This window comes from Actinomadura citrea (genome assembly GCF_013409045.1).
GTDB lineage: Bacteria > Actinomycetota > Actinomycetes > Streptosporangiales > Streptosporangiaceae > Spirillospora > Spirillospora citrea.
Genome location: NZ_JACCBT010000001.1, coordinates 6969640 through 6995543 on the forward strand (window position 1 = coordinate 6969640; position 25904 = coordinate 6995543).

A 25904-nucleotide genomic window follows, 5' to 3' on the forward strand; every position below is an offset into this window, starting at 1 on the left:
ATCACCTCTCGGGGTGGGGGTGGGCCGTCCTGAGCACCGCCGCCCCGAGCGGGGGCAGCCGGAGCGTGTCCCGCACGGCGGTACCGGACAGAAGGTCGACGCCGTCCGGGACGGGCACGTCCGTCTCGGCGTCGCGATGGTTGAGCAGGAAGAGGTACGACGCGGCGGGCCCGTCGCGGCGGACGGCCTCGACCCCGTCCGGGACGGCGTGCACCGGGCGGACGCCCGCGTCGGCGAACGCCTCGTCCAGCACGAGCCCGATGCGCTCGCCCAGGTGGCAGCTCGCGTACCAGGCCCGGCCGGCGCCGTGCGCGTTGCGGGTGACCGCCGGGCGTCCGGCGAGCGCCCCGGAGGCGTAGGCGGCCACGGTCTCCGCCCCGGTGGTCTCCAGCCACTCGCTCCACAGCGTCGCCGGGACGGTGCGGTCGCCGAACGCGACCTCGACGGACGCCTCGTCCGGGACGGGCCAGAACTCGTCGACGACGACTCCGAGCACGTCCCGGAGCGGCGCCGGATAACCGCCCAGATGCACGTGGTCGTGCTCGTCGACGATGCCGCTGAAGAAGCCGCAGACCAACCGGCCGCCGTCCGCGACGTACGAGCCGAGCCAGGCGGACGTCGCGTCGCTCACCATGTAGAGGTTGGGCAGCAGCACGAGCCGGTACGGCGCCAGGTCCGCGCCGAGGGGGACGAAGTCGACGGTCACGCCGCGGGCGTGCGCCGCGCCGTACCAGGACAGCGTGAGGTCTCTGAGCCGGAGCCGGGACGAGGGGTGGTCGTCCAGTTCCAGCGCCCACCAGGAGTCCCAGTCCAGGACGATCGCGACGTCGGCCGTGGTGCGGGTCCCGGCGACCTCGGCGAGGCGGGCGAGGTCGCGCCCGAGGCGCACGGTCCGGTCCCACTGCGGAGATCCGGTGCCGCGATGCGGGAGGAGCGCGCTGTGGAACTTCTCGGCCCCGGCCCGCGACGCCCGCCACTGGAAGTGCAGCACGCCGTCCGCGCCGCGCGCCACCGCCTGGAAGGACCACAGCCGTGCCAGCGCGGGCGGCTTCGGCACGTTGACCGGACGCCAGCTCACCGCCGACGGCGCCTGCTCCATGAGCAGCCAGGGACGGCCCGCCTTCAGCGAGCGCATCAGGTCGAAGTTCATCGCGGCGTTCACGTGCGCCACCGGGTCGGCCGGGTCGGGGTAGGCGTCGTCGGACACGACGTCCTCGTGCGCCGCCCACTTCCAGTAGTCCAGGGGCTTGAACATCGACATGAAGTTCGTCGTCACCGGGAGGCCCCCGCCGTCCTCGTCCAGGACGGCCTTCTCCGCCAGGTAGCAGCCGAGCAGGGCGTCGGAGCAGAACCGGCGCCAGTCGAGCAGCTGGGTCGGGTTCACCGGTCCGGGCGCGGCGCGCGGCGGCTCGATCTCCTCCCACCGGCCGTACCGCTGCGACCAGAAGTCGGTCGCCCAGGCGTGGTTCAGCTCCGCGACGCCGCCGTACCTCCTCCGCAGCCAGGACCGGAAGTCGGCCGCCGACGTGGCGCAGAAGCACTCGGTCACATGGTCGCCGTACTCGTTGTGGACGTGCCACAGCACGACCGCCGGATGGGCCCGGTAGCGCTGGGCGATCATCCGCGCCAGGCGCGTCCCCGACTCCCGGTAGACGGGCGAGGACGGGCAGTAGTGCTGGCGGGAACCGAACTCCAGCCGGACGCCGTCCGCCGTGACGGGCAGCATCTCCGGGTGGCGGCGCACCAGCCACGCGGGCGGCGACGCGGTGGCGGTGGCCAGGTCGGCGGCCACGCCGTGCGCGGCGAGCAGGTCCAGCAGCCGGTCGAGCCACCCGAAGTCCCAGGCGTCCGGGCCCGGTTGCAGCCGCGCCCAGGAGAACACGCCCACCGTCACCAGGTTGACCCCGGCCTCGTTCATCAGCCGGACGTCCTCCGCCCAGACGTCCTCTGACCACTGCTCGGGGTTGTAGTCCCCGCCATAGAGCAGCCCCGGCACCCGAATAGCCGCTTTCACCCCTGTTCCTTGCGGGGGGACGACCCCCCGCGCCCCCCGGTTCACTTCGCTCATCCCTTGACCGCCCCTCCGAGCAAACCGGACACGAACTGCTTCTGGAACAGGAAGAAGATCAACATCAGGGGGAGCGTCGCCAGGAAGGAGCCGAGGATCAGCCCGGAGTAGTCGACGTGGCTCTGCCCGATGAGCGTGTACAGCGCGACCGGCGCGGTGTACTTGTCCTCGGTGTTCAGCATCAGCAGCGGCCACAGGAAGGCGTTCCACTGCGTCATGAAGGTGAAGATGACCAGCGCGCCGAACTGGGGCCGGACCACCGGGAGGACGACCCGGTAGAAGATGCGCAGGTCGCCGGCGCCGTCGATGCGGGCCGACTCGATCAGCTCGTCCGGGAAGCCGAGGAACGCCTGGCGCATGAGGAAGATGCCGAACGAGTTGGCCAGGAACGGCAGGATGACCGCCTGGTAGGTGTCGACCCATCCGAGGCTCGCCATCATCTGGAACAGCGGGACGAGCAGCACCTGGAAGGGGATCATCATGGTCGCCAGCACGGCGCCGAGCAGTAGCCGCCGTCCCCGGAACCGGTACTTGGCCAGCGCGTACCCGCACATGGCGGAGATCAGCGAGCTGAGCACGGTGTAGACGACGGCGACGCCCGCGCTGTTGAGCATGACCCGGCCGAAGCCGATCGTGTGCTCCAGTTCCACCAGGTTGTGCAGGAACCGTCCGCCCGGCAGGAACGGCGGCGGCGAGGCGAACAGCTCGGCGTCGTCGCGGGTGGAGGCGACCACCATCCAGTAGAACGGCGCCGCGCTGATCATCGCGCCCACCAGGAGCAGCAGCAGGGCGAGCGCGCGGCCCGCGCGGGGACGGGCTCTTCCTTCGGCGGCCGGCCTCACCGGGACTTCTCCTTCCCGAAGAAGCGGAACTGGGCGTAGGAGATCAGGCCGATGACCACGACGACGACCCAGGAGAGGGCGGCCGCGTAGCCGAAGTCGAGCTGCTCGAAGCCCACCTTGTAGAGGTAGAGGACGGGCGTCGTCGTGGCGTTGCCCGGCCCGCCGCCGGTCAGGACGTAGTTCTCGTCGAAGAGCTGGAGCGTTCCGATCGTCGAGGTCACCGAGCAGAACAGGATGACGGGGCGCAGCTGGGGCATGACCACCCGGACGAACGTGGTGACGGGCCCGGCGCCGTCGATGGCCGCCGCCTCGTACTGCTCCCGGCCGATCGACTGGAGGCCGGCCAGCAGGATGACCGCGTTGTAGCCCGTCCACCGCCAGGTGATCGAGCCGATCAGCGCCAGCCGCGCCCAGCCGGGCCCGTTCAGCCAGTCGACCGCGGGCAGGCCAACGGCGCCGAGCATCTGGTTGACCAGGCCGCCGTCGGTCTTGAGCAGGACGCGGAACACCACCGAGTAGGCGACCAGCATCGTGACGGCGGGCAGGAAGTAGGCGATGCGGAAGCCCGAGCGCAGGCGCAGCCAGGACTGGTTCAGCCCGAACGCCAGCAGCAGCGCCAGCCCGATCATGACCGGGACCTGGACGAGGAGGATCAGTCCGGTGTTGCGCAGCGCGGCCCAGAAGACGGGGTCCGCCGCCATCCGGCGGTACTGGGCCAGCCCGACCCAGGTCGTCACGCCGTCGCGGTCGGCGGTGAAGCTCTGGTAGAGGCCGGCCAGCAGCGGATAGGCGAAGAACAGCGCCAGCAGCGCCGCCGCCGGGCCCGCGAAGGTCCACGGGGTGCACCGGCGGCGCCAGCGCTCCCGCCGCCGGGGCGGCGCGTCCGGCCGGGCCGTCCGGGCGGGGCCGCTCTCTCCGGCCCTCCGTTTCGTCACGTCGACGACCACCGCGTCACTCGGCGATCGACCGGCCGGTCGCGGCGGCGATCTGCTTGGCCGCCGAGGTCAGGGCCTTCGCCGGGTCGTCCCCGTGCAGCACGATGCCGGAGACGGTCCGGTTGACGACGTCCCTCGCCTTGGGTCCGTCCTTGGAGATCTCGATCGGGGGCACCTTGTTCGCGAGGTCGGCGAACGTCGCGAAGACGGGCCGGCCGCCGTAGTAGGGCTGCGGCGCGGTCACGAACGGGTCCTTCAGCGCGGGCAGGTAGGCGGGGAACAGGCCCTCGTTCTTCAGCATGGACACCTGGTTGGCGGTGTTCGCGAGGGCGAACTCGATGAACGCCCACGCCGCCCGCGCGTTCGCGCTGTGGCCGCTGACGGCGAGCGTCGACCCGCCGTCGTTGGACGTCCGCACCCCGCCCTGGTCGAACGCCGGCAGCGGCACGACGCCGAACCTGTCCTTGAGCTCGGGCATCTCGTCGGTGAGGGTGCCCGACCACCACACCGCGTAGGGGGTTGTGGCGACCTTGCCCGCCTTGGTCGCCGAGACCAGGCCGTCCCAGCCCTTCTCGAAGGCGACGAGGTCCTTGTCGGCGAGCGTCTTGAGCAGCGTCGCGGCTCGGACGGCCTGCCGGTCGGAGACGGCGATCCTCCCGCCGCGGATGTAGCCCTGCCCCTGCTGCTGGAGCAGCATCGGGAACATGCTGTCCTCCTGCGGGTCCATGACGAGGAGCTTCCTGCCGGTCTCCGCCTTGATCCGCTCGCCCGCGCGGACGTAGTCGTCCCAGGTCGCGATGCCCGCCGGGTCGACGCCGGCCTTCTCGAACAGGTCGGTGCGGTAGTAGAGGGCGCAGGGCCCGCCGTCCCAGGGCAGGGCGAAGACCTTGCCGTGCTCGTCGGTGACGTCCTTCCAGGCCGCGCGGGCGAACTCGGCCTGGCGGGCCCCGGCGAGCGGGGTCAGGTCGTACAGCCTGCCGGGGAAGGCGCCGACGTAGCCGGGCAGCCTGCTGCCCTCGATCGTGAGGACGTCGGGCAGCCCCTTCCCCGCCTTCATTCCTACGGTGATCTTGTCGTAGGCGTTGTCGTAGCCGATGTCGACGACGTCGACGCTCGTCCCGGGATGGCGCTGCTCGAAGGCCGGGGCGAGCCGCTTGAGCGCCTTCGCCGCGACGTCCCACGACCAGACGCCGATCCTTCCTTCGATCTTGGCCTGCGTGCCCGCGCTCAGCGCGGGCCCCGCCTTCCGCGCGCCGCCTCCGGTGGCGCATCCGCTCGCTCCGAGCAGCGCCGAGACGGCTCCGGCGACTCCGGCGGTCAGGACGGTCCGGCGCCCGATGGCCGCCCGTTCGGGGTTGGTCGCCATCTTGCCTCCCCAAGGGATTCGGGATAATGCTGTATACAGCACACTGCATCCTGTGTTCTCGTCAAGAGGGTGAGGCAAGGAATGTGAAGGAGAGGGAGATGAACGCGCACCCCTACATCCCGAACTCGGTGCCCGAGGTGAAGCGGGAGATGCTGGCGGCGATCGGCGCGCGGAGCGTCGAGGACTTCTACGCGGACGTGCCCGGCCGGATCCGGCTGGACCGCCCGTTGGACCTGCCGCCTCCGCTGCGCTCCGAGGCCGAGCTGGTCCGGCACGTCGGTGGGCTGCTGCGGCGCAACACCAGCGCGGAGGAGGCGCTGAGCTTCCTCGGCGCCGGGTGCTACCACCACCATGTGCCCGCGGTGGTGGAGGAGGTGGTCAACCGGAGCGAGTTCCTCACCGCGTACGCGGGCGAGCCGTATGAGGACCACGGCCGTTTCCAGGCGCTGTGGGAGTACCAGTCGCTGATGGGCGAGCTGTTGGAGATGGACGTCGTGAGCGTGCCGGTGTACGACGGCCACCAGGCCGCCGCCACCGCGCTGCGCATGGCGGGACGGATCACCGGCCGCCGCAGGCTGCTGCTGGTGACGGCCGTCGCCCCGGACAAGCTGTCCAAGATCAAGGACTATGTCCGTCCCGACCACGACGTGGTCGTCGTGCCGGTGGATCCCGCCACCGGGCTGGCCGACCCGGCCGCGGTGCGGGCGGAGCTGGCGGCCGGGGACGTCGCGGCGGTGTTCGCCGAGGCGCCCTCGGCGTCGGGGATCCTGGATCCCGCGCTCCCGTCGCTGGCCGAGATGGCGCACGAGGCGGGGGGCCTGTACGTCGTGGGCTGCAACCCGATCTCGCTGGGAGCGGTGACCCCGCCGGCGGGGTACGGCGCCGACATCGTCTGCGGCGACGTCCAGCCGCTCGGGCTGCCCATGAGCTACGGCGGGATGAACGGCGGCTTCATCGCCACGCGGGACGAGGAACTCTACGTGGGCGAGTTCCCCTCCCGGCTGTTCGGCCTGGCTCCCACCAGTGTCGAGGGCGAGTACGGCTTCGGCGACGTGGCCTACGAGCGCACCTCCTTCGCCGTCCGCGAGCAGGGCAAGGAGTGGGTGGGCACGGCCGCCGCCCTGAACGGCATCGCCGCCGGGGTCTACCTGGCGCTGATGGGGCCGCAGGGCATGCGCGAGGTCGCGGAGACGATCCTGGCGAACACCCGCTACGCGCTGGACCGGCTGGCCGGGGTCCCGGGCGTGGAGACCCCCTACGCGGACGCCCCCCACTTCGCCGACTTCACGCTCCGCTTCACCGGCCCGCAGACCTCCGCCGAGATCGGCGAGGCGCTGCTGGAACACGGGATCTTCGGCGGCAGGGTCCTGTCGGAGACCGACGCCCTGTACTGCGTCACCGAGATCCACACCAAGGACGACATCGACCGGCTGGCCGAGACCCTCCAGGAGATCGCCAAGTGAAGACGGGCCCCACCCCCTCCCCCCTCACCCCCGCCGACGCCAGGATCGGCCCGAAACCCCCGCTGCGCCGGTTCCACCAGGCCCGGTGGGACGAGCCGCTGCTGTTCGAGCTGGGCTCCCCGGGCGAGCGCGGCGTACTGCCGCCCCTCCCGCAGGTGCCCGCGGACGTCGTCCTCCCGGACGGGCTGCGCCGCACCTCGCCCCCCGCACTGCCGGAGCTGTCGCAGCCCCAGGTGCTGCGGCACTACCTGCGGCTGTCCCAGGAGAACCTCGGCGCCGACTTCAACGTCGACGTCGGCCAGGGCACCTGCACCATGAAGTACAGCCCCAAGGTGAACGACCGGTTCGTCCGCGACCCGAAGGTGGCCGCGCTGCACCCGCTGCAGGACGAGCGGACGGTGCAGGGCGTACTGGAGATCATGTACCGGCTGGAGGGGCTGCTGCGGGAGATCTCCGGCATGGACCGGTTCTCGCTCCAGCCGGGCGCCGGCTCCGCCGCGATCTACACCAACGTCGCGATGATCCGCGCCTACTTCGCGGCGCGCGGGGAGGCCGAGACCCGCGACGAGGTCATCACCACGATCTTCTCGCACCCCTCCAACGCGGCGTGCGCCAGAACGGCCGGGTTCAAGGTCATCACCCTGTACCCGGACGCCGACGGCTACCCCGACATCGAGGCGCTCAGGCGGGCGGTCGGCCCCCGCACCGCGGCCCTGCTCATCACCAACCCCGAGGACACCGGGCTGTTCAACCCGCGGATCGAGGAGTTCGTCCGGATCGTGCACGAGGCCGGCGGGCTGTGCGCCTACGACCAGGCCAACGCCAACGGCATCCTCGGCATCACCCGCGCCCGCGACACCGGGTTCGACCTGTGCCACTTCAACCTGCACAAGACGTTCTCCACGCCGCACGCCTGCGGCGGGCCCGCCGCGGGGGCCTGCGGCGTGAGCGCGGAACTCGCCCCCTACCTGCCGACGCCGACCGTCGAGTTCGACGGCACCCGCTACCGCCTGGACGACGACCGTCCCGAGTCGGTCGGGAAGATCCGGCCGTTCTACGGCGTCGTGCCGAACCTGGTGCGCGCCTACGCCTGGATCATGTCGATGGGCGGCGCGGGGCTGCGCGAGGCCGCGGAGGTGGCCGTCCTCAACAACAACTACCTGATGGCGAAGGTGCTCCAGATCCGCGGGGCGTCGGTGCCGTACGCGCCGGGACGGCCGCGGGTCGAGCAGGTCCGCTACAGCTGGGAGCGGCTCGCCGAGGAGACCGGCGTGCACAGCGAGGACATCGGCGTCCGCGCGGCCGACTTCGGCACCCACTACTGGACGAGCCACCACCCGTACATCGTCCCCGAGCCGATGACGCTGGAGCCGACCGAGTCCTACTCCCGGGCCGAGTTGGACGAGTACGCCGCCATCCTCGCCGAGGTGGCCCGCGAGGCCTACGAGGACCCCGAGACCGTCCGGACCGCGCCGCACCGCTCCACCGTGCACCGCGCCCGAGAGGACGTCCTGGACGACCCGGCGACCTGGGCGGTCACCTGGCGCGCGTACCGCCGGAAGATCCTCGGGGAATGAGGCCGCCGATGAGGATCGGGCTGGTGGTGAACCCCGTCGCCGGACTCGGCGGCCGCGTCGGCCTCAAGGGCAGCGACGGCGCCGACGTGCAGGAGAAGGCCCGTGCGCTCGGCGCGACGCCGCACGCGTCGGAGCGCGCCGTGCTCGCGCTGGCGGAACTGCGCTCCCGGCTCGGCGGCCCGTTCGCGGTGCCGACCGCGGGCGGCCCCATGGGCGAGCACGCCGTCCTCGGCGCCGGGCTGATCCCCGATGTCCGGTACCAGCCCGGCGAGCCCACCACGGCGGCCGACACCGTGCGCGCGGCGACCGCGCTCGCGCCGCAGGTCGACCTGCTGCTGTTCGCCGGCGGCGACGGGACGGCGCGCAACGTGCTGGACGCGGTCGGGTCCTCGGTTCCCGTGCTCGGCGTGCCCACCGGGGTGAAGATGCACTCGGCGGTGTTCGGGGCCACGCCCCGCGCCGCCGGGGAGGCGGCCGCCCTGATGGCCGCCGGCGGCGTGCGGATCCGGGACGCCGAGGTGATGGACCTGGACGAGGACGCCGTCCGGGACGGCCGCGTCTCCGCCCGCCTGTACGGCCACGTGCGGGTGCCCGACGTCCCGGTGCGCGTCCAGCAGCGCAAGGTGGGCGGCACGGTGGCCGATCCGTCGTCGGTCGCCGGCATCGCCGCCGGCCTCGCCGAGCGCACCCGGCCGTCCGATCTGCTGGTGCTCGGGCCCGGCACCACGATGCGCGCCGTCGCGGCCGCCCTCGGCGCCCACGTCCCCCTCATGGGCGTCAACGTGGTGGCGGCCGGCGGGGCGGTCGTCGCGGCGGACGTCGCCGCCGCCGAACTGGAGGCGCTGGTGGACACGGCGCCGGCGTGGATAGCCGTGACTCCGATCGGCGGGCAGGGTTTCCTGTTCGGCAGGGGCAACCAGCAGATCTCCCCCGCCGTGCTGCGCGCCGCCGGCCGCGACCGGCTCGCCGTGGTGGCGACCGAGGCCAAGCTCGCCTCGCTCGGCGGCCGTCCCCTGCTGGTCGACACCGGCGACGAGGACCTCGACGCCGGCCTGCGCGGCCATCTGCCCGTGCTGACCGGGCACGGCCGGTTCGCCATGTATCCCGTCCGATGAAAGGCAGAGCGAACGTGAACTCACTCGAAGGCAAGACCGCCGTGGTCACCGGGGCGGCGGGCGGCATCGGGCGGGCCGCCGCGGAGCTGATGGCGGGGCTCGGCGCCGCGGTCGTCCTGGCCGACGTCGACGAGGCGGGGGCGCGGGCCGCGGAGGCCGTCGAGGCCGCGGGCGGCCGGGCCGCCTTCGTGCGCGGGGACGTCTCCTCCGCGGCCGACTGCGCGCGGATCGTCGCCGCCGCGCGGGACGCCTACGGCGGGCTGGACGTCCTGTTCAACAACGCGGGCATCATCCGCCGCTCCACCGTCCTGGAGATCGGCGAGGACGACTGGGACCTGGTGATGGCCGTCAACGTCAAATCGATCATGTTGATGAGCCGGGCGGCGATACCGTTGATGGCCGCCGCCGGAGGCGGCAGTATCATCAACACCGGCTCGGGCTGGGGCATCCAAGGGGGAGCGCAAGCCGTGTCCTACTGCGCTTCCAAGGGCGCCGTGGTGAACATGACCCGGGCCATGGCGATCGACCACGGGCCGCAGAACATCCGGGTCAACTGCGTGTGCCCCGGCGACACCGACACCGGCATGCTCGCCGAGGAGGCCCGCCAGCTCGGCGCCCCGGCGGAGACGTTCTACGCCGACGCGGCGGACCGCCCCCTCGGCCGGATCGGCCGGCCCGCCGACATCGCCGCGATGGTGGCGTTCCTCGCCGGCGACGCGGCCGCGTTCGTCAGCGGGGCCGTCATCCCGGTCGACGGCGCCGGAACGGCCTGACCGTCCGGTAACGGCCTGACCGTCCGGTCACCCCAGGAGAGGAAGACGACAGGATGCCGATCGACCGCCGCCCCCTTCGCGAACAGATCAAGGACGAGATCCTCGACCGGCTGGGCAAGGGCGAGTTCGCCCCGGAACAGGCGATCAACGAGATGGTGCTGGCCACGGACCTCGGCGTCAGCCGCACCCCGCTCCGCGAGGCGCTCATCGGGCTGGAGCGCGAGGGCATCATCGTCAGCGAGCGCGGCAAGGGATTCCGGTTCGCCCCGATGAGCGCCAAGGAGTTCGACGACCTCACCACGATCGTCGCCGCCCTGGAGTCGATGGCGCTGGAGCTGACCGACCCCGCCTTCCTGCACGCGGTCGCCCCCCGCCTCCTGGAGGAGGCCCGCGCGTTCTCCGCCCCCGAGGCCGAGCACGCCGTGATAGAGCGCTACGACGACGCCTGGCACGATCTCCTGCTCTCCGGCTGCCCCAACGAGCGGCTGATGGACCTCATCACCTCGCTGAAGCTCACCATGCACCGCTACGAGCGCGTCGTGGTCGGCGACTGGGAGGTGCTGGAGCGCTCGGCCGAGGAGCACGAGCGGATCGCCGAACGCCTGGTCGACTCCGACGTCGAGGGAGCCGTCGAGGCCCTGAAGGCCAACTGGCAGAGCGGCAAGGACAGGATCCTCGCGCGCCTCACCGAGCGATGACGCATGCAATATCATATTTCACCGGCGGCGTGTTCGCTGCCCACCCGACACCGAGGCCCGGGGGTTGCGACCCAGATGCTGAACCTGCCCTCGCTCGGCCCGAGGAAGAGCGTGCGGGTCCAGATCGCCCACGCGCTGCGCGCGTCGATCGTCAGCGGTGAGATGCGGTCGGGCGTCGTGTACTCCGCCCCGGCCATCGCCGAGCGGTTCGGCGTGTCCCCGACCCCCGTCCGGGAGGCCATGATCGACCTGGCCCGGGAGGGGCTGGTCGAGGTCGTCCGCAACAAGGGCTTCCGGGTCACCGAGCTGTCCGACCACGAGCTGGACGAGATCACCGACGTCCGGTCCCTGATCGAGATCCCCGCCGCCGTGCGGCTCGCGGGCGCCGGCCGGGCCGCGGAGGTCCGCGCGCTGCGGCCGCTGGCCGAGGCGATCGTGACGGCGGCCGAGCAGCGGGACGTCGTCGCCTACATCGACGCCGACCACCGCTTCCACCTCGCCCTGCTCGGGCTGGCCGGCAACGCCCAGCTCGTCCGGCTGGTGAGCGAGCTGCGCTACAAGTCCCGCCTCTACGGGGTGCCGCGGCTGGCGGAGCGGGGCGAGCTCGAACCGTCCGCACGCGAGCACGAGGACCTGATCGAGGCGGTGGCGAACGGCGACGCGCCGGGCACCGAAGCGCTGATGCGCCACCACCTCCGGCACGTCCGGGGGATCTGGGCGGACCGGCCCGAAGGCCGGTAAGGCGGGGCGCCGCTCAGCACAGGTCCCATGACGGCGCGCGAGGGGCGGGGCCGCCGGCCGCGCCCTCCTCGCTCAGCCGGACCATCTGCTCGACGACCTCGACCGCGTCCGACGGCGGGTGCCGGACGACGCCGCGTCCCGGCAGCTCGTACAGCAGGGACCCGTCCTTCACCCAGATCCACAGCCCGGCCCCGAAGTGCACCACCGTCGCCTCCGCGCCGAGCGAGACGCGGGCCCGCAGCCCGCGCACGCCCGCGAGCTCGCACAGCCGTTCGGGCACCGGGCCCGGCGCCGGCGGGGACAGGACGGCCGCGGACGCCTCCGGCAGCGGGACCGTGAAGTAGACGGCCTTGCCGGACACCGGGCCCGGGCCGAGCCTGCAGCGGGTGGGGTGGACGCCCCAGCATCCGCCGGCCTCCTCGGTCAGCGCGTTCACGAGCATCAGCCCGCGGCCGCCGCAGGCGTCGGAGGCGGGCTCCCCGGTGATCAGCGCGGTGGCGCCCGCGGGGCCGGCGGCGCCGGTCCCCCGCCAGGGGGCGGCGTCGAACACCTTGAGGGTGAGCTGGGGAAAGGGGTGGCGGCTGAGATACGCCCACACCTCGGCCCGGTCCCGGTCACCGTGCACGACGGCGTTGGTGGCCAGCTCGGAGATGATCGTCTGCGCGTCGCCCACGACGGCCGGGGGCATGTCCAGTTCGGCGAGCACCGACCGGGCGACGGAGCGTGCGAACGCCGCCGCCGTCGGCCCGGGCGGTAAGGGCCATGCCGGGAACGCGCCGTCGGCCAGTTGCGCACCCTCTGTCTCCGCTGTCTGCGACTTTTCCGGCATGAGCGATCGCTTTCCACGAGAATTATCGGCGGCGCGTCCGGCCCCCAAGGAGGAAAAGGGTGAGAAGGTCCTCGTCCTGGGGGCCGGCGAGACGGGATCTCCCTTCTTCCATCCGCGCGATCACGGCCAGGAGACCGAGGGTGAGGGCGCCGCTGGCGCCGTGATCGCTTACCTTTGTGGAGGAGTACGGAGATTATTGCGGTCGGTCCGAGTCGCGGGTCATCGGCTGATGCATAATTTCCAGCTATGGATCTCGACATCAGTCACCTTCGCATGGTGTGCGCGATGGCGGAGACCGGGAGCGTCACCCGGGCGGCGGCCCGGATGGGGATGTCCCAGCCCGCAATGTCGAACCAGCTCCGCCGGGTCGAGGAGATCGTCGGCGGGGCGCTGTTCACCCGCAGCCGGTCCGGCCTGGAGCCGACGCCGCTCGGCGGCCAGGTCATCAGCCGGGCGCGGACGATCCTGTCCGAGATGGACACGCTGTTCGGCGACCTGCGCGGACCGCGGAGCCCGCAGGAGACCCTCGGCCTCGGATGCGTCCACCTCGCCTGCGTCGGGAGCATCGTCGCGCGGGTGGGCGAGGCCCTTCCCGGCCGCGAGGTCTCGCTGCGCATCGAGCCCTCCTCCGCCCTGCTGGGCGACGCCCTCGCCCGCGGCCATCTCGACGCCGCGCTGATCGGGCTCATGGAGGGCTTCGACATCCCCCTGGCGGCGCCCGTGGTCAGCCGCACCCTGGTGCCGCGCTACCCGATCTTCGTCACCCTCTCCGAGAACCACCCGCTCGCCGGCAGGGACGAGATCGACCTGTTCGACCTGCGGGACGAGGCGTGGATCGCCCCGCCGGGCGCCGACGACGGCTCGCTGTCCTCCCTGCGGGCCTCGTGCCGCTCCGCCGGATTCGAGCCCATCGTGCGCTACGAGGCGCCGAGCGGGGCGGCGTGCCCGCTCGTCGCGGCGGGGCACGGCGTCCGGATGGTGGACCCGTCCTGGCCGCCGCATCCCGGCACGGTCGTGCGGCCCCTGGCCGGAGAGCCGCAGGTCGCCCGGCTCATCGTCGCCTGGCGGCGTGACCGCCTGGGCGAGGAGGAGGCCGCGGCCCTCTACCGGGGGCTGGCGGCCGCCTACCTGGAGCACACCGGCAGCCATCCGACCTTCGAGGCCTGGTGGCACGCCCATCCCCAGGTGCACCCGCTGCTGTGACCGGGCGCCCGTGATCAGGCGCCGTGATCTTGCCGCCGGGTGCGGGACGCCGGGCCCCTGGGCCGCCCACGTGGCGGTATTCTGATCGTGGGTGAGGAGGGCCAATGGATCCGGTGGCCGATGCCATGGTCGGGCTGCCTGACCTCGGCGGCCAGAGCAGTCTGCGCGGCCAGGTGGCCGAGGCGCTGCGCAGGGCGCTGGCGACGGGCTCGCTGCGGTCGGGCGTCGTGTACTCCGCCCCGACCCTCGCGGACGAGTTCGGGATCTCCCCCACCCCGGTCCGCGAAGCCATGATCGACCTGGTGCGGGACGGCCTGTTCGAGGCCGTGCGCAACCGGGGCTTCCGGGTCGTGCGCCCCTCGGCCCGCGACCTCGCCGAACTCACCGAGATCAGAGAGCTGGTCGAGGTCCCCGCCGTCGTGCGGCTGGCCGGCGCCGTTCCCGAGGCGACCCGCCCGCGCCTGCGCGCCCTCGCCGAGGAGGCGCTCGCGGCGGCGCGGGAAGGCGACCCGATCGGCTTCCTCGACGCCGACCACCGCTTCCACTCCGAACTGCTCGAACTCACCGGCAACCGGACGCTGGTCAGGACGATCCTGGACCTGCGCGGCCGCTCGCAGATGCACGGCCTCGCCCGTCCGGCCGCGGCCGAGACGCTGGTGGCGTCGGCGGAGGAGCACCTCGGGCTGCTGGACGCGCTCGTCGCCGGGGACGCCGAGAAGGCGCGGGAGCTCATGACGCGCCACCTCGACCACGTACGGGGCGACCACCGCTGAGGGCGACCTCCGCCCGCGTATCTCCTGGCCGGATCCGGCCATAAGTCTCCGGAGCTGGGCTTTCGCCGAAGCGGCTGCTCTTGGCAAGTGCCGTTTCACATTTTACAGTGCAATTTCACATTGCATTGCGGACACCGCGGTCGGATGCCGCGGCACCCCCGTCCGCGAAGGAGGCTCCCCCATGGTCCGCCCGAAACGCAGAAGGGTCGCCGCGGCAGTCGCCGTGGCCACCGCCCTGACCGCGGCCTCACTGGCGGCGCCGGCCCGTGCCGACGCTCCCGGTGACCGTGGCGCGGCCCCCGCCCCCTCCCCGAACCCCAGGTCCCAGACCCAGATCCAGCAGGAGGCCAAGGAGACACTCGTCAAGCAGATCGCCAAGGACCACGGCGTCTCGGCGTCCGAGGCGGGCCGCCGAGCCGACCGGCAACCCGCGCAGTTCTCCCTGGCCGCCCGGCTCGGCAAGGACCTCGGCGCCGCTTACGGCGGCGCCTGGATCGACCAGGCGCACGGCGGCGAGCTCACCGTCGGCGTCACGGGCACCGGCGCGTCGGCCAAGGTGCGGTCGAAGGCGCAGAGCGCCGGGCTGAGCGCCACCAGGACGAAGAAGGTCCGGTACGGCTTCGGTCATCTCCAGCAGGTGTCCGCGTCGCTGGCCAAGCGCGTCGCCGACGCCAACAAGGGGGCCGAGAGCGGCCTGCAGACCGGCATCGTCACGTCCGGCAACGCGGTGAGGCTGAGCAGCCTCAAGGGCGCCGCGCTCACCCCGGCCCAGCGCGACGTCATCGGCTGGGCGCGGCGCACGTTCGGCGGCGCCGTCCAGGTGTCGACCTACGCCCACAAGTCGGTGCCCCGGTACTGCTACGACGACTACGCCTGCGACCCGCCACTGCGGTCCGGCCTGGCCATCTTCACCGGCGGGGCGCGCTGCACCAGCGCGTTCATGACGTACTCGGGCAGCCGGTACTACATGCTCACCGCCGGCCACTGCGCCGAACTCGGCTACTACTGGGACGTGTCGACCTACAGCTACGGCTACCAGAACGTCGGCGGCGCCGTGGACTACACCTTCGGCTGGTACGGCGACTACGCCGCGGTATCGGTCGACGATCCGGGCTGGTGGCGGCCCAGGGGCTGGGTCCTCCCCCAGACCTCCGTCTACGGAAGCGAAAGCGACTACGTCGGCGGATACGTCTGCAAGCAGGGCTCGACCACCGGCTACACCTGCGGGTCGATCACCGAGGTCGACGCCACCGTCTCCTACCCCAACCGGACGCTGTCCGGCATGACCTGGAGCACCGCGTGTGACGGTCCGGGCGACAGCGGCAGCGGCGTCTTCTACGGCAACTACGCCCACGGCATCCTGAGCGGCGGCCCGAACTCGGGGTGCGGAATGATCCACGAACCCATCGGCCGGGCCCTGTCCGGCCTGGGGGTGACCCTGCTCAGGGGCTGACCACTCCCCCGTCCTGCGCGCAGGGGCGGCGCCGTGCCCGGTGACCCGGGGACGGCGCCGCCCCTTCACGGCGTCAGTCGTGCAGGGACTGCATCCAGGTCTCGATCTCCTCGGGGTGGCGGGGAAGGGCGAAGGACAGCAGGCGGGAGCCGGTCTCGGTGACGAGGACGTCGTCCTCGATGCGCACGCCGATGCCGCGCAGTTCCGGGGGCAGCGTCAGGTCGTCCGGCTGCAGGTAGAGGCCCGGCTCCACGGTCAGGACGTGTCCGGGGCGCAGTTCCCCGTCCAGGTACTGGGACGCCCGCGCCGCCGAGCAGTCGTGGACGTCCAGGCCGAGCATGTGCCCGCTGCTGCAGAGGGTGTAGCGGCGGTAGATGCCCGACTCGGGGTCGAGGGCGTCCTCCGCGCTGCGCAGCACGCCCCAGTCCTGCAGGCCTTCGGCGATGACGCGCATCGCGGCCATGTGGAAGTCGCGGAAGCGGGCGCCCGGCCGGACGGCCGCCAGTCCCGCCTCCTGCGCGTGGTAGACGAGGTCGTAGACCTGCCGCTGCCGCGGGGTGAACCATCCGCTCACCGGGAGGGTGCGGGTGATGTCGGCGGTGTAGAGGGTGTCGGTCTCGACCCCGGCGTCGAGCAGGAGCATCTCGCCGAGGCGCAGCGTGCCGTCGTTGCGCGTCCAGTGCAGGACGCAGGCGTGCGCCCCCGCCGCGGCGATGGTGTCGTATCCGACGCCGTTGCCCCTGATGCGCGCGACGCGCTCGAAGGTGCCCTCCGCCCACCGCTCACCGCGCGGCATCCCGGTGACGCGCGCCAGCCCGGCGGCGACCGCGGTGAAGCCGTCCACCGTGTGGTCGACGGCGGCCTGGAGCTGGGCGATCTCCCAGTCGTCCTTGACCAGGCGGAGCTCGGCGGCGCAGGCGGCCAGTTCGGCGTCCGCCTCGGGGGCGCGCGCCGGGACGGCACGGTCGACCTCCGGGTCCACGCCCCGGATCACCCGGGTCGGGACCTGGCCGCGGAGCGCACCGGCCAGGTCGCCCAGCGGTGCGCAGGCGAGCCCGAGTCTCTCCTCGGTCTCGGCCGGCGTGGCGCGGGGGCCGACCCAGAACTCCCCGTGCCGGCGGTCGCGGAAGAAGCCCGCGTCGTCGCGCGAGGACCGTGGCCGGTGGTAGAGGACGGCGTCGTGGCCCGTGCCGGTCGGCTCCAGCACCAGGACGGCGCCGGTTCCGGTGTCCGCGCCGGTGTCCCCGGTGAGATGGGTGTAGGCGGTGTGCGCTCGGTAGCGGTAGTCGCAGTCGTTGCTGCGCACCTTCGGCGGACCGGCGGGCAGGACGAGGCGTTCGCCGGGAAAGAGGGCCGACAGGGCCGCGCGGCGTTTCTCCGCGTACGGCGCCACGGACCGGCGCACCGGAAGCGGTTTCCCGCTCGGGGCCCAGTCCCGGGTCATGAAGGAGGCGAGGGTCTCGGAGACGGGCAGGTCGTGGCTGCCCGTCGCGAAGCGGCCGGCTGCAGGGTCGTCCATGTGAAAGTCCTGGATGTGGAGATTCGATAACGGGGCTTGTAGTGCAATTGCACTGTACTATTTTATATGGCACTCCGCCCGACGATGCACGGAGACGCCATGAAACGTCCGGTCAGGACCTGCCTCGCCCTCGCCCTCTCGCTCGGCGCCGCCGCCGGCGGGGCCTCCGCCTGCGGCTCGGGCGACGGCGCCACCGCCGCCAGGACCGGGGGCACCCTCACCGTCCTGTACACGCAGGACTTCGCCCATCTCGACCCGCAGCGCAACTACGTGATGTTCGCGATGGACTTCGGCACGCGGCTGCTCTACCGGACGCTGACCACCTACGCCGCAAAGGAGGGCCAGGAGGGCACCAGGGTCGTCCCGGACCTCGCGACCGACACCGGCACCACGCCCGACAAGGGCAGGACGTGGACGTTCCACCTCAAGCCGGGGCTGAAGTTCGAGGACGGGACGCCCGTCACCAGCGCCGACGTCAAGTACGGGGTCGAGCGCTCCTTCGCGCCCGACCTGCCGGAAGGCCCGGGATACGCCAGGACGATGCTGGAGGGCGGCGACGGGTACAAGGGGCCCTACAAGGACAAGGGCGGTCTCGCCTCCATCGCGACACCGGACGCAGGGACGGTCGTGTTCCGGCTCAAGGAACCGTCGATGGACTGGCCGAAGGTCACCACGCTGCCGACGTTCGCCCCCGTGCCGAAGGCGAAGGACACCGGCGTCAACTTCGACAGGCGCCCCTTCTCCTCCGGCCCTTACAAGGTCGAGTCGTACGACCGCGGCCGGCGGCTGATCCTCGTCAGGAACACCCACTGGGACAAGGCCACCGACGGCATCCGCCAGGCCAACCCCGACAAGATCGTGGTGGAGGAGGGCCTCGCGCAGGCCACCATCGACCAGCGGCTCATCGCCGACCAGGGCCGGGACCGGCGCGCCGTCACGCTGTACTCCGTCGCGCCGGCGAGCATGCCGCGCATCCTCACCCGCCCGGACGTCAGGAAGCGGTTCGTCAGCGCGACGAGCCTGTGCACCCGGTTCCTGGCGATGAACACCTCCAAACCGCCCTTCGACGACCCGAAGGTGCGGCGGGCGATGCAGTACGCGATCGACAAGGAGGCCTACCGCACCGCGCACGGCGGCAGCGGCGTCGGCGAGCTGGCCGGTTCCTACCTCCCGCCCGCCATGACCGGCGGGCAGGCGCAGAACGTCTACCAGGCGCCGCCGAACGGGGACCCGGCCAAGGCGAGGCAGATGCTCGCCGCGGCCGGCAAGGGGGCCGGTTTCTCGATCAACCTGACGACGACCAGCAGCGAGCTGGGCAAGTCCGAGGCCGAGGCGGTGCAGCAGGCGCTCGCCCGCGTCGGGGTGAAGGTCCGGATCAACGCCGTCGCCAAGAGCGTCTACTACGACACCATCGGCGACACCGCGAAGGAGGACGAGCTCGTCTTCTACGGGTGGTGCGCCGACTACCCGTCCGCGGCCTCGTTCATCCCGCCCGTCTTCGACGGGCGCAACATCGCGCCCAAGGGCAACACGGTCGTCTCGCAGATGAACGACGAGGCGGTCAACGAGAAGATCGGCGCGGCCGTGAAGGGCGGCGACCCGGCCGCGTGGACGGCGCTCGACCGCGAGCTGATGGGGCTGTCGCCGATGGTCCCCCTGATCCACGACAAGCTGCCGCTGCTGCACGGCTCCAAGGTCACCGGCACGTTCGGCCACGCCATCTGGGAAGGCGAGTTCGACTTCGCCACCATCGGGGTGATGTAGTGGCCGCCCCGCCGCTCACCGAGGCGGCGGGCGGCGTGCCGGCGCCCGCCGGCCGGTCGCCCTGGCGACTGGCCGGCGGGCGGCTGCGCCGCGACCCGGCCGCCCTCGCCGGCCTGACGATCATCGCGCTGTTCGTGCTGCTGGCGCTCGCGGCCCCGCTGCTCACCGCCCTCAACGGGCACGGGCCGGACGAGTTCCACCCCGAGAAGATCGACAAGGCGCTGGCCGGCGCGCCCAAGGGGGCGTTCGGCGGCATCGACGGCGACTTCTGGCTGGGCGTCGAGCCCGGCACCGGCAGGGACGTGTTCAGCCGCATGGTCTACGGCGCCCGGATCTCGCTGCTGATCTCCGTCGCGGCGACCTGCGTCGCCACCGCCGCCGGCACCGCCCTCGGCCTCACCGCGGGCTTCGCCGGCGGCAGGGTCGACGCGGCGATCAGCCGCGTCATGGACCTGGTGCTGTCGTTCCCGCAGCTCATCTTCATGATCGCGCTGGTGTCGGTGCTGCCCGAGGGGAACCGGACGCTGGAGCTGGTGTTCGTCATGGGCTTCTTCGGCTGGCCCTACATCGGGCGGATCGTGCGCGGGCAGACGCTCTCGCTGCGCCACCGGGAGTTCGTGGAGGCCGCGCGCGCCACCGGCATGCCCCGCCACCGGATCGTCTTCCGCGAGGTCATGCCGAACCTGCTGGCACCGGTCCTGGTCTACGCGACGCTCACCATCCCGATCAACATCGGCACCGAGGCTGCCCTGTCGTTCCTCGGCATCGGCGTCCGGCCGCCGGACGCCTCGTGGGGGCAGATGATGGCCAAGGCGATCGACTGGTACCAGGTGGACCCGACGTTCTTCATGGTCCCCGGCGTCTGCCTGCTGCTGACCGTGCTGGCGTTCACGCTGCTCGGCGACGCCTTCCGGGACGCCCTGGACCCGAAGGGGGCGGGACGGTGACCCGGTACGTCGCGATGCGCCTGGCCGGGGTCGCCGGGGTGCTGCTGGTCATCTGCGCGGTGACCTTCACGATCTTCTACGTGTTCCCCGCCGACCCCGCGCTGCAGGCGTGCGGCAAGTCGTGCACGCCGGAGCGGCTCGCCATGCTTCACCACCAGATGGGACTGGACCGCCCGCTGTGGCGGCAGTTCACCGACTACCTCGGCGGCATCTTCGCGGGCCGGAGCTACGGCTCGGGGCCGCAGGCCGTCCGGTGCCACGTCCCGTGCCTCGGGTTCTCCTACCAGAACAACATGCCGGTCTGGGACCTGATGATGCAGCGGCTGCCGACCACGGTCTCGATCGGGATCGGGGCGGCGGTCCTGTGGCTCGTCGGCGGCGTGACCGTCGGCGTCGTCTCCGCGCTGCGCAAGGACTCGCTGCTCGACCGGACGATGATGGTGGGCACGCTCACCTCCGCGTCCCTGCCGATCTACTTCACGGCGATGGCGCTGACCGTCCTGGTCGTCCAGATCGGGGGGCTGCTCCCCTACTCCAGCTACGTGCCGTTCGCGGAGGACCCCGCCACCTGGGCGAAGAACCTCGTCCTGCCGTGGGTCGCGCTCGCGCTGCTGTACGCGGCCATGTACGCGCGGCTGTCCCGGGCGTCGATGGTGGAGACGATGGCCGAGCCCTACATCCGGACGGCCCGCGCCAAGGGCCTGCCCGAGCGGACGGTGGTCACCAAGCACGGGCTGCGCGCCGGGCTCACCCCCGTCCTCACCGTCTTCGGCATGGACCTCGGCGCGCTGCTCGGCGGTGCCCTGATCACCGAGAGCGTGTTCGGGCTGCCCGGCATCGGGCGGCTCACCATCGACTCGATCGACAAGTCCGACCAGCCGGTCGTGATGGGCGTCGCGCTGCTGGCCGCCTTCTTCATCACGTTCGCCAACCTCGTCGTGGATCTGCTCTACGCCGCAATCGACCCCCAGGTGAGATACGCATGAGCGAAGCGAACCGGGGGGTGTGGGGGGGCGCCCCCTCACGAGGAACTCGCATGATGGAGGAGCGGCCATGGGCCTGCTGAGCGTCCGGGACCTCGCCGTGGAGTTCCGCACCGCGAAGGGGACGATCCGCGCGGTGGACGGGCTGTCGTTCTCCCTGGAGGAGGGCCGCACCCTCGGCATCGTCGGGGAGTCCGGGTCCGGCAAGTCCGTGACCAGCCTGGCGATCATGGGTCTGCTCGACGGCGCCCGGGTGGGCGGGTCGGTCGAGTTCGCGGGCACCCAGATCGTCGGGGCGGACCGCGAGCGCGTGCGCGCGCTGCGCGGCCGCAGGGTCGCGATGATCTTCCAGGACCCGCTGTCGTCGCTGCATCCGCACTACCGCGTGGGCGAGCAGATCGCCGAGGCGCGGCGCCTACACTTCGGCGCGTCCCGCCGTGCGGCGCGCGGGGAGGCCGTCCGGCTGCTCGCCGACGTCGGCATCCCCGATCCCGAGGAGCGGGCGGGCGACCACCCGCACCAGTTCTCCGGCGGGATGCGCCAGCGCGTGATGATCGCCATGGCACTGGCCTGCGAGCCCGACCTGCTGATCGCCGACGAGCCGACCACTGCCCTGGACGTGACCGTGCAGGCGCAGATCCTGGAGCTGATCGCGCGGATCCAGCGCGAGCGCGGGCTGGCGGTCCTGATGATCACGCATGATCTGGGGGTGGTCGCGCGGGTCGCCGACGACGTCCTCGTCATGTACGCGGGACGGGCCGTCGAGCGCGCGTCGGCCGACGCGCTGTTCGCCGTGCCCCTGCATCCCTACACGCGCGGTCTCCTCGGCTCCCTCCCCCGGCTCACCGGCCCGCCCGGCGAGCTGACCCCGATCGCGGGCGCCCCGCCGTCTCCGCTGTCTCCACCGGCGGGGTGCCCGTTCCATCCGCGGTGCGCCGAACGGGTCGAGGTGTGCGAGACCACCCGCCCGGAGCTCCTCGGCGCGTCCCACCCGGCGGCCTGCCACCTGCTCACGACCAGGGAGACCTCGGCATGACGGCGCTGCTCCGCCTGGAGGGGCTGACCAGGACGTTCCAGACGCGGCGCGGCACCGTGCGGGCCGTGAACGGCCTGGACCTGGAGGTGCGGGCCGGGGAGACGCTCGGCCTGGTCGGCGAGTCCGGCTGCGGGAAGTCCACGACGGGGCGGATGCTCGTCCGGCTCCTGGACCCCACGGCCGGGCGGATCACCTTCGACGGCCAGGACATCACCCGGCTGTCCCAGCGCGCGATGCGACCGCTCCGCCGGGACCTGCAGATCATCTTCCAGGACCCGTTCGCCTCGCTGAACCCGCGCCACACGGTCGGCTCCATCGTGGCCGAGCCGCTGCGGGTGCAGGGCGAGCAGGACCCGCGGCCCCGCGTCCAGGAGATGCTGGAGTACGTCGGGCTCGGCGCCGAGCAACTCGACCGGTACCCGCACGAGTTCTCCGGCGGTCAGGCCCAGCGGATCGGGATCGCCCGTGCGCTGGTCACCGGGCCCCGGCTGGTGATCGCGGACGAGCCGGTCTCGGCGCTGGACGTGTCGATCCAGGCCCAGATCGTCAACCTGCTGGCCGGCCTGCAGCGCCGGCTCGGCCTGGCGTACGTGTTCATCGCCCACGACCTGGCGGTGGTCAGGCACGTGTGCGACCGGATCGCGGTGATGTACCTCGGCCGGATCGTGGAGACGGGGGCCCGGGACGTGGTGTACGGCGCGCCGGCGCACCCCTACACGAGGGCGCTGCTGTCGGCGATCCCGCTGCCCGACCCGGTGGCCGAGCGGGCGCGGGAGCGCATCGTGCTCCGCGGCGACCCGCCGAGCCCGTCGGCGCTGCCGCCGGGCTGCCCCTTCCACCCGCGGTGCTTCAAGGCGCAGGAGCGGTGCCGCGCCGAGCGGCCGTCCCTGAAGATGGCCGCGGGCCGCCAGGTCGCCTGCCACTACCCGGAGACCGGGCCGCTCGCCTCGTGACGAAGCCGGGGCCGGACCTCTCGGTCCGGCCCCGGCGGCGTTACGGGGGTGTCAGATCAGTACTGGGACTTCACCGTCACTCCGCTGAACGCCTGCTTCCCGTAGAGGCTGATGTAGTTGTAGCCCGCGGGCGGGTTGGTGATGGTCAGGGTCTCGTTGTTGCCGGTGTTGACGGACCGCTGGGTGTAGGACGTCGACGTGGCCCAGCTGGTGGAGCTGTAGTAGAGGTCGGCGTCGCCGGTGCCGCCCGACGAGGTGATCTTGATCGACTGCGTGCCGGCCGGCACGTAGAGGTACAGGTAGGCCAGGTTGCCCTGGGTGGCCGTCAGGTTGCTGCGCTGGCAGTTCTGCCCGAGCTGGCGAGTGTCCGTCCCGGTGCACTCGGTCGTTCCGCCGCCGCCTCCGGCCGACACCGCCAGCTGCTTGGTCGCGGTGCCGGTGGCGCCCTTGTCGTCGGTGACGGTGAGGGAGACGGTGTAGGTGCCGTCCGCGCCGTAGGTGTGGGACGGGTTGGCCGACGTCGAGGTGGCGCCGTCGCCGAAGTCCCACCGCCGGGAGGCGATGGTGCCGTCGGAGTCGGCGGACTGGTCGGTGAAGGAGACCGCCAGCCCGTTGGCCGAGGCCGAGAACGCCGCGGTCGGCGACTGGTTGCCGCCTCCGCCGCCGCCCGCGCACGCACCGGACGCGCACGCGGCGAGCCACGTCCACCAGTCGCTGTCGTAGCGGCTGCCGATGGTGCTCGTCAGGAACGTCCGGGCGGCGTTCCAGTTGCCGGTCCGGTAGTAGCCGAGAACGGTCGCGACGTCGCTCGGGTGCTTCTCGAACATGTACCGCACCGCCAGGTAGCCCCAGCGGTAGATGCGGGTCGTGTCATGGCTGTAGGTGGTGTTGAAAAGGGTGCTGAGCGCGTAGGTGTTCCGCGCCGCCTCGGTGATCGCCGCGTCGTAGACCTCCTTGCGGTAGGAGTAGGAGACGTACTCGGCGAATCCCTCGATCCACCAGATGGTGGGCGTGGTGACGTTGGAGTTGAAGTCGCCGTACATGTCGAAGCGACCGTCGAGGTAGTGCGTGTACTCGTGGTTGAGGTTCCAGATCTGGAACGCCGGGCGCACCCATTCGGCCTCGTAGGCGATGAATCGGGGCTGGTTGCCCGCGGCGGCCGGGTCGCCTTCCAGGTACATGCCGCCGTTGTTGGTGTCGATGCCGAACATCGCACCGGCGTAGGTCTGGTAGTCGGTGCTCGAATCGAAGACGCAGACCTCGATCGTCGTGTTGTTGTCGTTCGCGACGGGCCTGTTCCCGTCCTTCACCAGCCCGTGGAAGTAGGCGTCCTGGTTCTGGAGGCTGGCGCAGCTGTCCGACAGCTGGGCGGCCGTCATGTCCTGCGCCCGGATCTTGATGCTCGAACTGCAGGTGTGGTTGATGGTCAGGACGTTCGCGGCGAGCCGCTGCGCCAGGTCGCAGGTGCCGTAGTAGGAGCAGTTGGCCTTGTCGTAGTAGTCGGTCATCTCGGCGACGCCGACCCACAGCGGCGCGGTCTTGCCGGTCATGGCGCTCTGCCCGAGCAGCCCCTTGGCCAGCGGCCGGACCTTGGCCTGCATCGCGGAGTGCTGCACGAAGCGCGTCAGCTCGCGCCCCGCGTTCGAGGTCAGGTAGCTGCGGTCGGTGCCGAGCAGGGAGAGGTGCCCCGCGGCGAAGGAGTTGAGCGTGTCGAGCAGGCTCGGGTCGGACCCGACGGCCGAGACGAACTCCGGGACCTGGTGGCCGCGGAACAGCACCGTGTAGACGTTGTTCACCGCGTTGAGCATCCACCACGACGCGTCGTAGGAGCTGTTGTAGCCGGTCAGCAGCCGCTTGACCACGTAGATGTAGCGGGCGTTCTCCTCCGCGCTGTCGATCAGCGTGACCGCCTCGGCGAGGACCTCGCCGTTGGCGTCGCTGACCGTCGAGGACTTGGAGTTGCCGAAGTAGGCGTCCAGACCCGACTGGATCGCCGTCTTCAGGGTGGGGCCGTAGGTCCCCACGGTCGACGAGTTGTACCAGTGGACGTAGTAGCCGGCGCGCAGGTAGAGGACCAGCTGGGCCGTGCCGGTGCTGTTGTCGCCGGGGTAGTAGACCGCGTTGTCGCGCAGTCCATAGGCGACACTCGCCATCTGCGACTCGCGGAACGCGTAGTACGCGTCGGTGCCGGTGAGGCTGAACAGCGAGTTGACGCAGTCGGTCGTGGACGACTTGATCTGCTGTACGAGAGCACTTCCGGAACGGCTCGTGAAGTCACTCGCACTGCACGCGGCGGCGGCGGCCTTCGCGCTCGTCTTCGGAGCGCCCTTCATGGAAGGACGCTTGTGCTCCGCCGGCTTCTTCGGCTGGTCGGGACTGCTCTTCAGCTCGTTCTTGTCCGCGGAGAGCGGCGGCCGGTCCTTGGCGGGGAGCGGGGCCTTCTGGACGTGGCGCGCGTCGCCGCCGTCCGGGCGGATGCTGGCCGGAGGGGGTTTCGGGGCGGCGCTCGCGGGCGCGACCAGGAACGTCGTCCCGAGGGCCACCGCCATTGACGCCAGCAGGCAGCGGGTCGATCTGCGTCTGTTTCTCACGGGGGGTTTTCCTCCATGGGGCGGGCGTCCGGTGGGGGTGCCGGACGGATTCGCAGGACTCCGGGGTCCAAGGCCCGGAGGGTCGGAAAAGCGTGCGCCCGCAGTGTCTGGGGCGGAAACGGCCCGTGGTCATACACCGCCCCATCGATCTGGGTTATGGATCCGCCCGGGCGGACCTCACCGGCGACATCGGAAAGGAATTCTTCGAGGTGGCGCCCCGTCTTCGGCCGCGAGGCGCGCCGCATGCCGTTTCCGGACAATGACGAGAGAATGGT

The 25904-nt window shown here is 71.9% G+C and carries 21 protein-coding genes; 14 read left to right on the forward strand and 7 right to left on the reverse strand.

The genetic code is table 11. The features are described from left to right. Position 1: 1 nt before the first annotated feature. The 4 genes from BJ999_RS31940 to BJ999_RS31955 are packed head-to-tail and all read right to left on the reverse strand — an operon-like array spanning position 2 to position 5211. A complete protein-coding gene (locus tag BJ999_RS31940) occupies positions 2-2014 on the reverse strand; it encodes a beta-galactosidase (RefSeq protein WP_229810337.1) in 2013 nt (670 codons plus the stop codon). A gap of 50 nt (positions 2015-2064) precedes the next feature. After that, positions 2065-2910, reverse strand: a complete 846-nt coding sequence (locus BJ999_RS31945) for a carbohydrate ABC transporter permease (protein WP_218935318.1) — start codon at positions 2908-2910, stop codon at positions 2065-2067. Further along, a complete protein-coding gene (locus BJ999_RS42540) occupies positions 2907-3845 on the reverse strand; it encodes a carbohydrate ABC transporter permease (protein WP_179836703.1) in 939 nt (312 codons plus the stop codon). The genes BJ999_RS31945 and BJ999_RS42540 overlap by 4 nt, the downstream gene beginning before the upstream one ends. Positions 3846-3861: 16 nt before the next feature. After that, positions 3862-5211 (reverse strand): ABC transporter substrate-binding protein, encoded by a 1350-nt coding sequence (locus tag BJ999_RS31955; protein ID WP_179836704.1) that lies wholly within the window; start codon positions 5209-5211, stop codon positions 3862-3864. Positions 5212-5309: 98 nt separating this feature from the next. Between BJ999_RS31955 and gcvPA the strand changes: the two genes are divergently transcribed. The 6 genes from gcvPA (at position 5310) to BJ999_RS31985 (ending at position 11578) form a co-directional block, all read left to right on the forward strand. Beyond that, entirely contained in the window at positions 5310-6674 is a 1365-nt protein-coding gene (gene gcvPA / locus BJ999_RS31960; RefSeq protein ID WP_179836705.1) for an aminomethyl-transferring glycine dehydrogenase subunit GcvPA, read from the forward strand. After that, complete coding sequence (gene gcvPB / locus BJ999_RS31965; protein WP_179836706.1) at positions 6671-8251, forward strand: aminomethyl-transferring glycine dehydrogenase subunit GcvPB; 1581 nt, start codon at positions 6671-6673, stop codon at positions 8249-8251. The genes gcvPA and gcvPB overlap by 4 nt, the downstream gene beginning before the upstream one ends. A gap of 8 nt (positions 8252-8259) precedes the next feature. Further along, positions 8260-9366, forward strand: coding sequence for an ATP-NAD kinase family protein (locus tag BJ999_RS31970; protein WP_179836707.1), 1107 nt, complete (start codon positions 8260-8262; stop codon positions 9364-9366). Between the two features lie 14 nt (positions 9367-9380). Then, positions 9381-10139 carry an SDR family NAD(P)-dependent oxidoreductase gene (locus tag BJ999_RS31975; RefSeq protein ID WP_179836708.1) on the forward strand — a complete coding sequence of 253 codons (759 nt, stop codon included), beginning with the start codon at positions 9381-9383 and terminating at the stop codon, positions 10137-10139. Positions 10140-10192: 53 nt separating this feature from the next. Continuing rightward, on the forward strand, positions 10193-10837 hold the full coding sequence (locus BJ999_RS31980; RefSeq protein ID WP_179836709.1) for a GntR family transcriptional regulator: 645 nt from the start codon (positions 10193-10195) through the stop codon (positions 10835-10837). A 75-nt stretch (positions 10838-10912) separates the two neighbouring features. Continuing rightward, positions 10913-11578 (forward strand): GntR family transcriptional regulator, encoded by a 666-nt coding sequence (locus BJ999_RS31985; RefSeq protein WP_179836710.1) that lies wholly within the window; start codon positions 10913-10915, stop codon positions 11576-11578. 13 nt (positions 11579-11591) lie between these two features. Here BJ999_RS31985 and BJ999_RS31990 read toward each other — a convergent pair whose 3' ends face one another. Further along, a complete protein-coding gene (locus BJ999_RS31990) occupies positions 11592-12407 on the reverse strand; it encodes an ATP-binding protein (RefSeq protein ID WP_179836711.1) in 816 nt (271 codons plus the stop codon). A gap of 246 nt (positions 12408-12653) precedes the next feature. On the opposite strand from BJ999_RS31990, the gene BJ999_RS31995 reads away from it, so the two are divergent. The 3 genes from BJ999_RS31995 (at position 12654) to BJ999_RS32005 (ending at position 15836) form a co-directional block, all read left to right on the forward strand. After that, on the forward strand, positions 12654-13610 hold the full coding sequence (locus BJ999_RS31995; protein WP_179836712.1) for a LysR family transcriptional regulator: 957 nt from the start codon (positions 12654-12656) through the stop codon (positions 13608-13610). A gap of 104 nt (positions 13611-13714) precedes the next feature. Beyond that, positions 13715-14383 (forward strand): GntR family transcriptional regulator, encoded by a 669-nt coding sequence (locus tag BJ999_RS32000; RefSeq protein ID WP_179836713.1) that lies wholly within the window; start codon positions 13715-13717, stop codon positions 14381-14383. Between the two features lie 181 nt (positions 14384-14564). Then, positions 14565-15836 carry a S1 family peptidase gene (locus tag BJ999_RS32005; RefSeq protein WP_179836714.1) on the forward strand — a complete coding sequence of 424 codons (1272 nt, stop codon included), beginning with the start codon at positions 14565-14567 and terminating at the stop codon, positions 15834-15836. A gap of 73 nt (positions 15837-15909) precedes the next feature. Here BJ999_RS32005 and BJ999_RS32010 read toward each other — a convergent pair whose 3' ends face one another. Continuing rightward, complete coding sequence (locus BJ999_RS32010; RefSeq protein WP_179836715.1) at positions 15910-17355, reverse strand: aminopeptidase P family protein; 1446 nt, start codon at positions 17353-17355, stop codon at positions 15910-15912. 99 nt (positions 17356-17454) lie between these two features. Between BJ999_RS32010 and BJ999_RS32015 the strand changes: the two genes are divergently transcribed. The 5 genes from BJ999_RS32015 to BJ999_RS32035 all read left to right on the forward strand — a co-directional run bounded on the left by BJ999_RS32015 (position 17455) and on the right by BJ999_RS32035 (position 23038). Next, complete coding sequence (locus tag BJ999_RS32015) at positions 17455-19119, forward strand: ABC transporter substrate-binding protein (RefSeq protein WP_179836716.1); 1665 nt, start codon at positions 17455-17457, stop codon at positions 19117-19119. Continuing rightward, a complete protein-coding gene (locus BJ999_RS32020; protein ID WP_179836717.1) occupies positions 19119-20066 on the forward strand; it encodes an ABC transporter permease in 948 nt (315 codons plus the stop codon). The genes BJ999_RS32015 and BJ999_RS32020 overlap by 1 nt, the downstream gene beginning before the upstream one ends. After that, on the forward strand, positions 20063-21052 hold the full coding sequence (locus BJ999_RS32025) for an ABC transporter permease (RefSeq protein WP_179836718.1): 990 nt from the start codon (positions 20063-20065) through the stop codon (positions 21050-21052). Before BJ999_RS32020 ends, BJ999_RS32025 begins: the two co-directional genes overlap by 4 nt. A gap of 67 nt (positions 21053-21119) precedes the next feature. Then, positions 21120-22085, forward strand: coding sequence for an ABC transporter ATP-binding protein (locus BJ999_RS32030; protein WP_179836719.1), 966 nt, complete (start codon positions 21120-21122; stop codon positions 22083-22085). Then, positions 22082-23038, forward strand: a complete 957-nt coding sequence (locus BJ999_RS32035; RefSeq protein WP_179836720.1) for an ABC transporter ATP-binding protein — start codon at positions 22082-22084, stop codon at positions 23036-23038. Before BJ999_RS32030 ends, BJ999_RS32035 begins: the two co-directional genes overlap by 4 nt. 56 nt (positions 23039-23094) lie before the next feature. Here the strand turns inward: BJ999_RS32035 and BJ999_RS32040 are convergent, their stop codons facing one another. Then, positions 23095-25629: a collagenase gene (locus BJ999_RS32040; RefSeq protein ID WP_308427260.1), complete on the reverse strand. Its 2535-nt coding sequence runs from the start codon at positions 25627-25629 to the stop codon at positions 23095-23097. Positions 25630-25904: the final 275 nt, after the last annotated feature.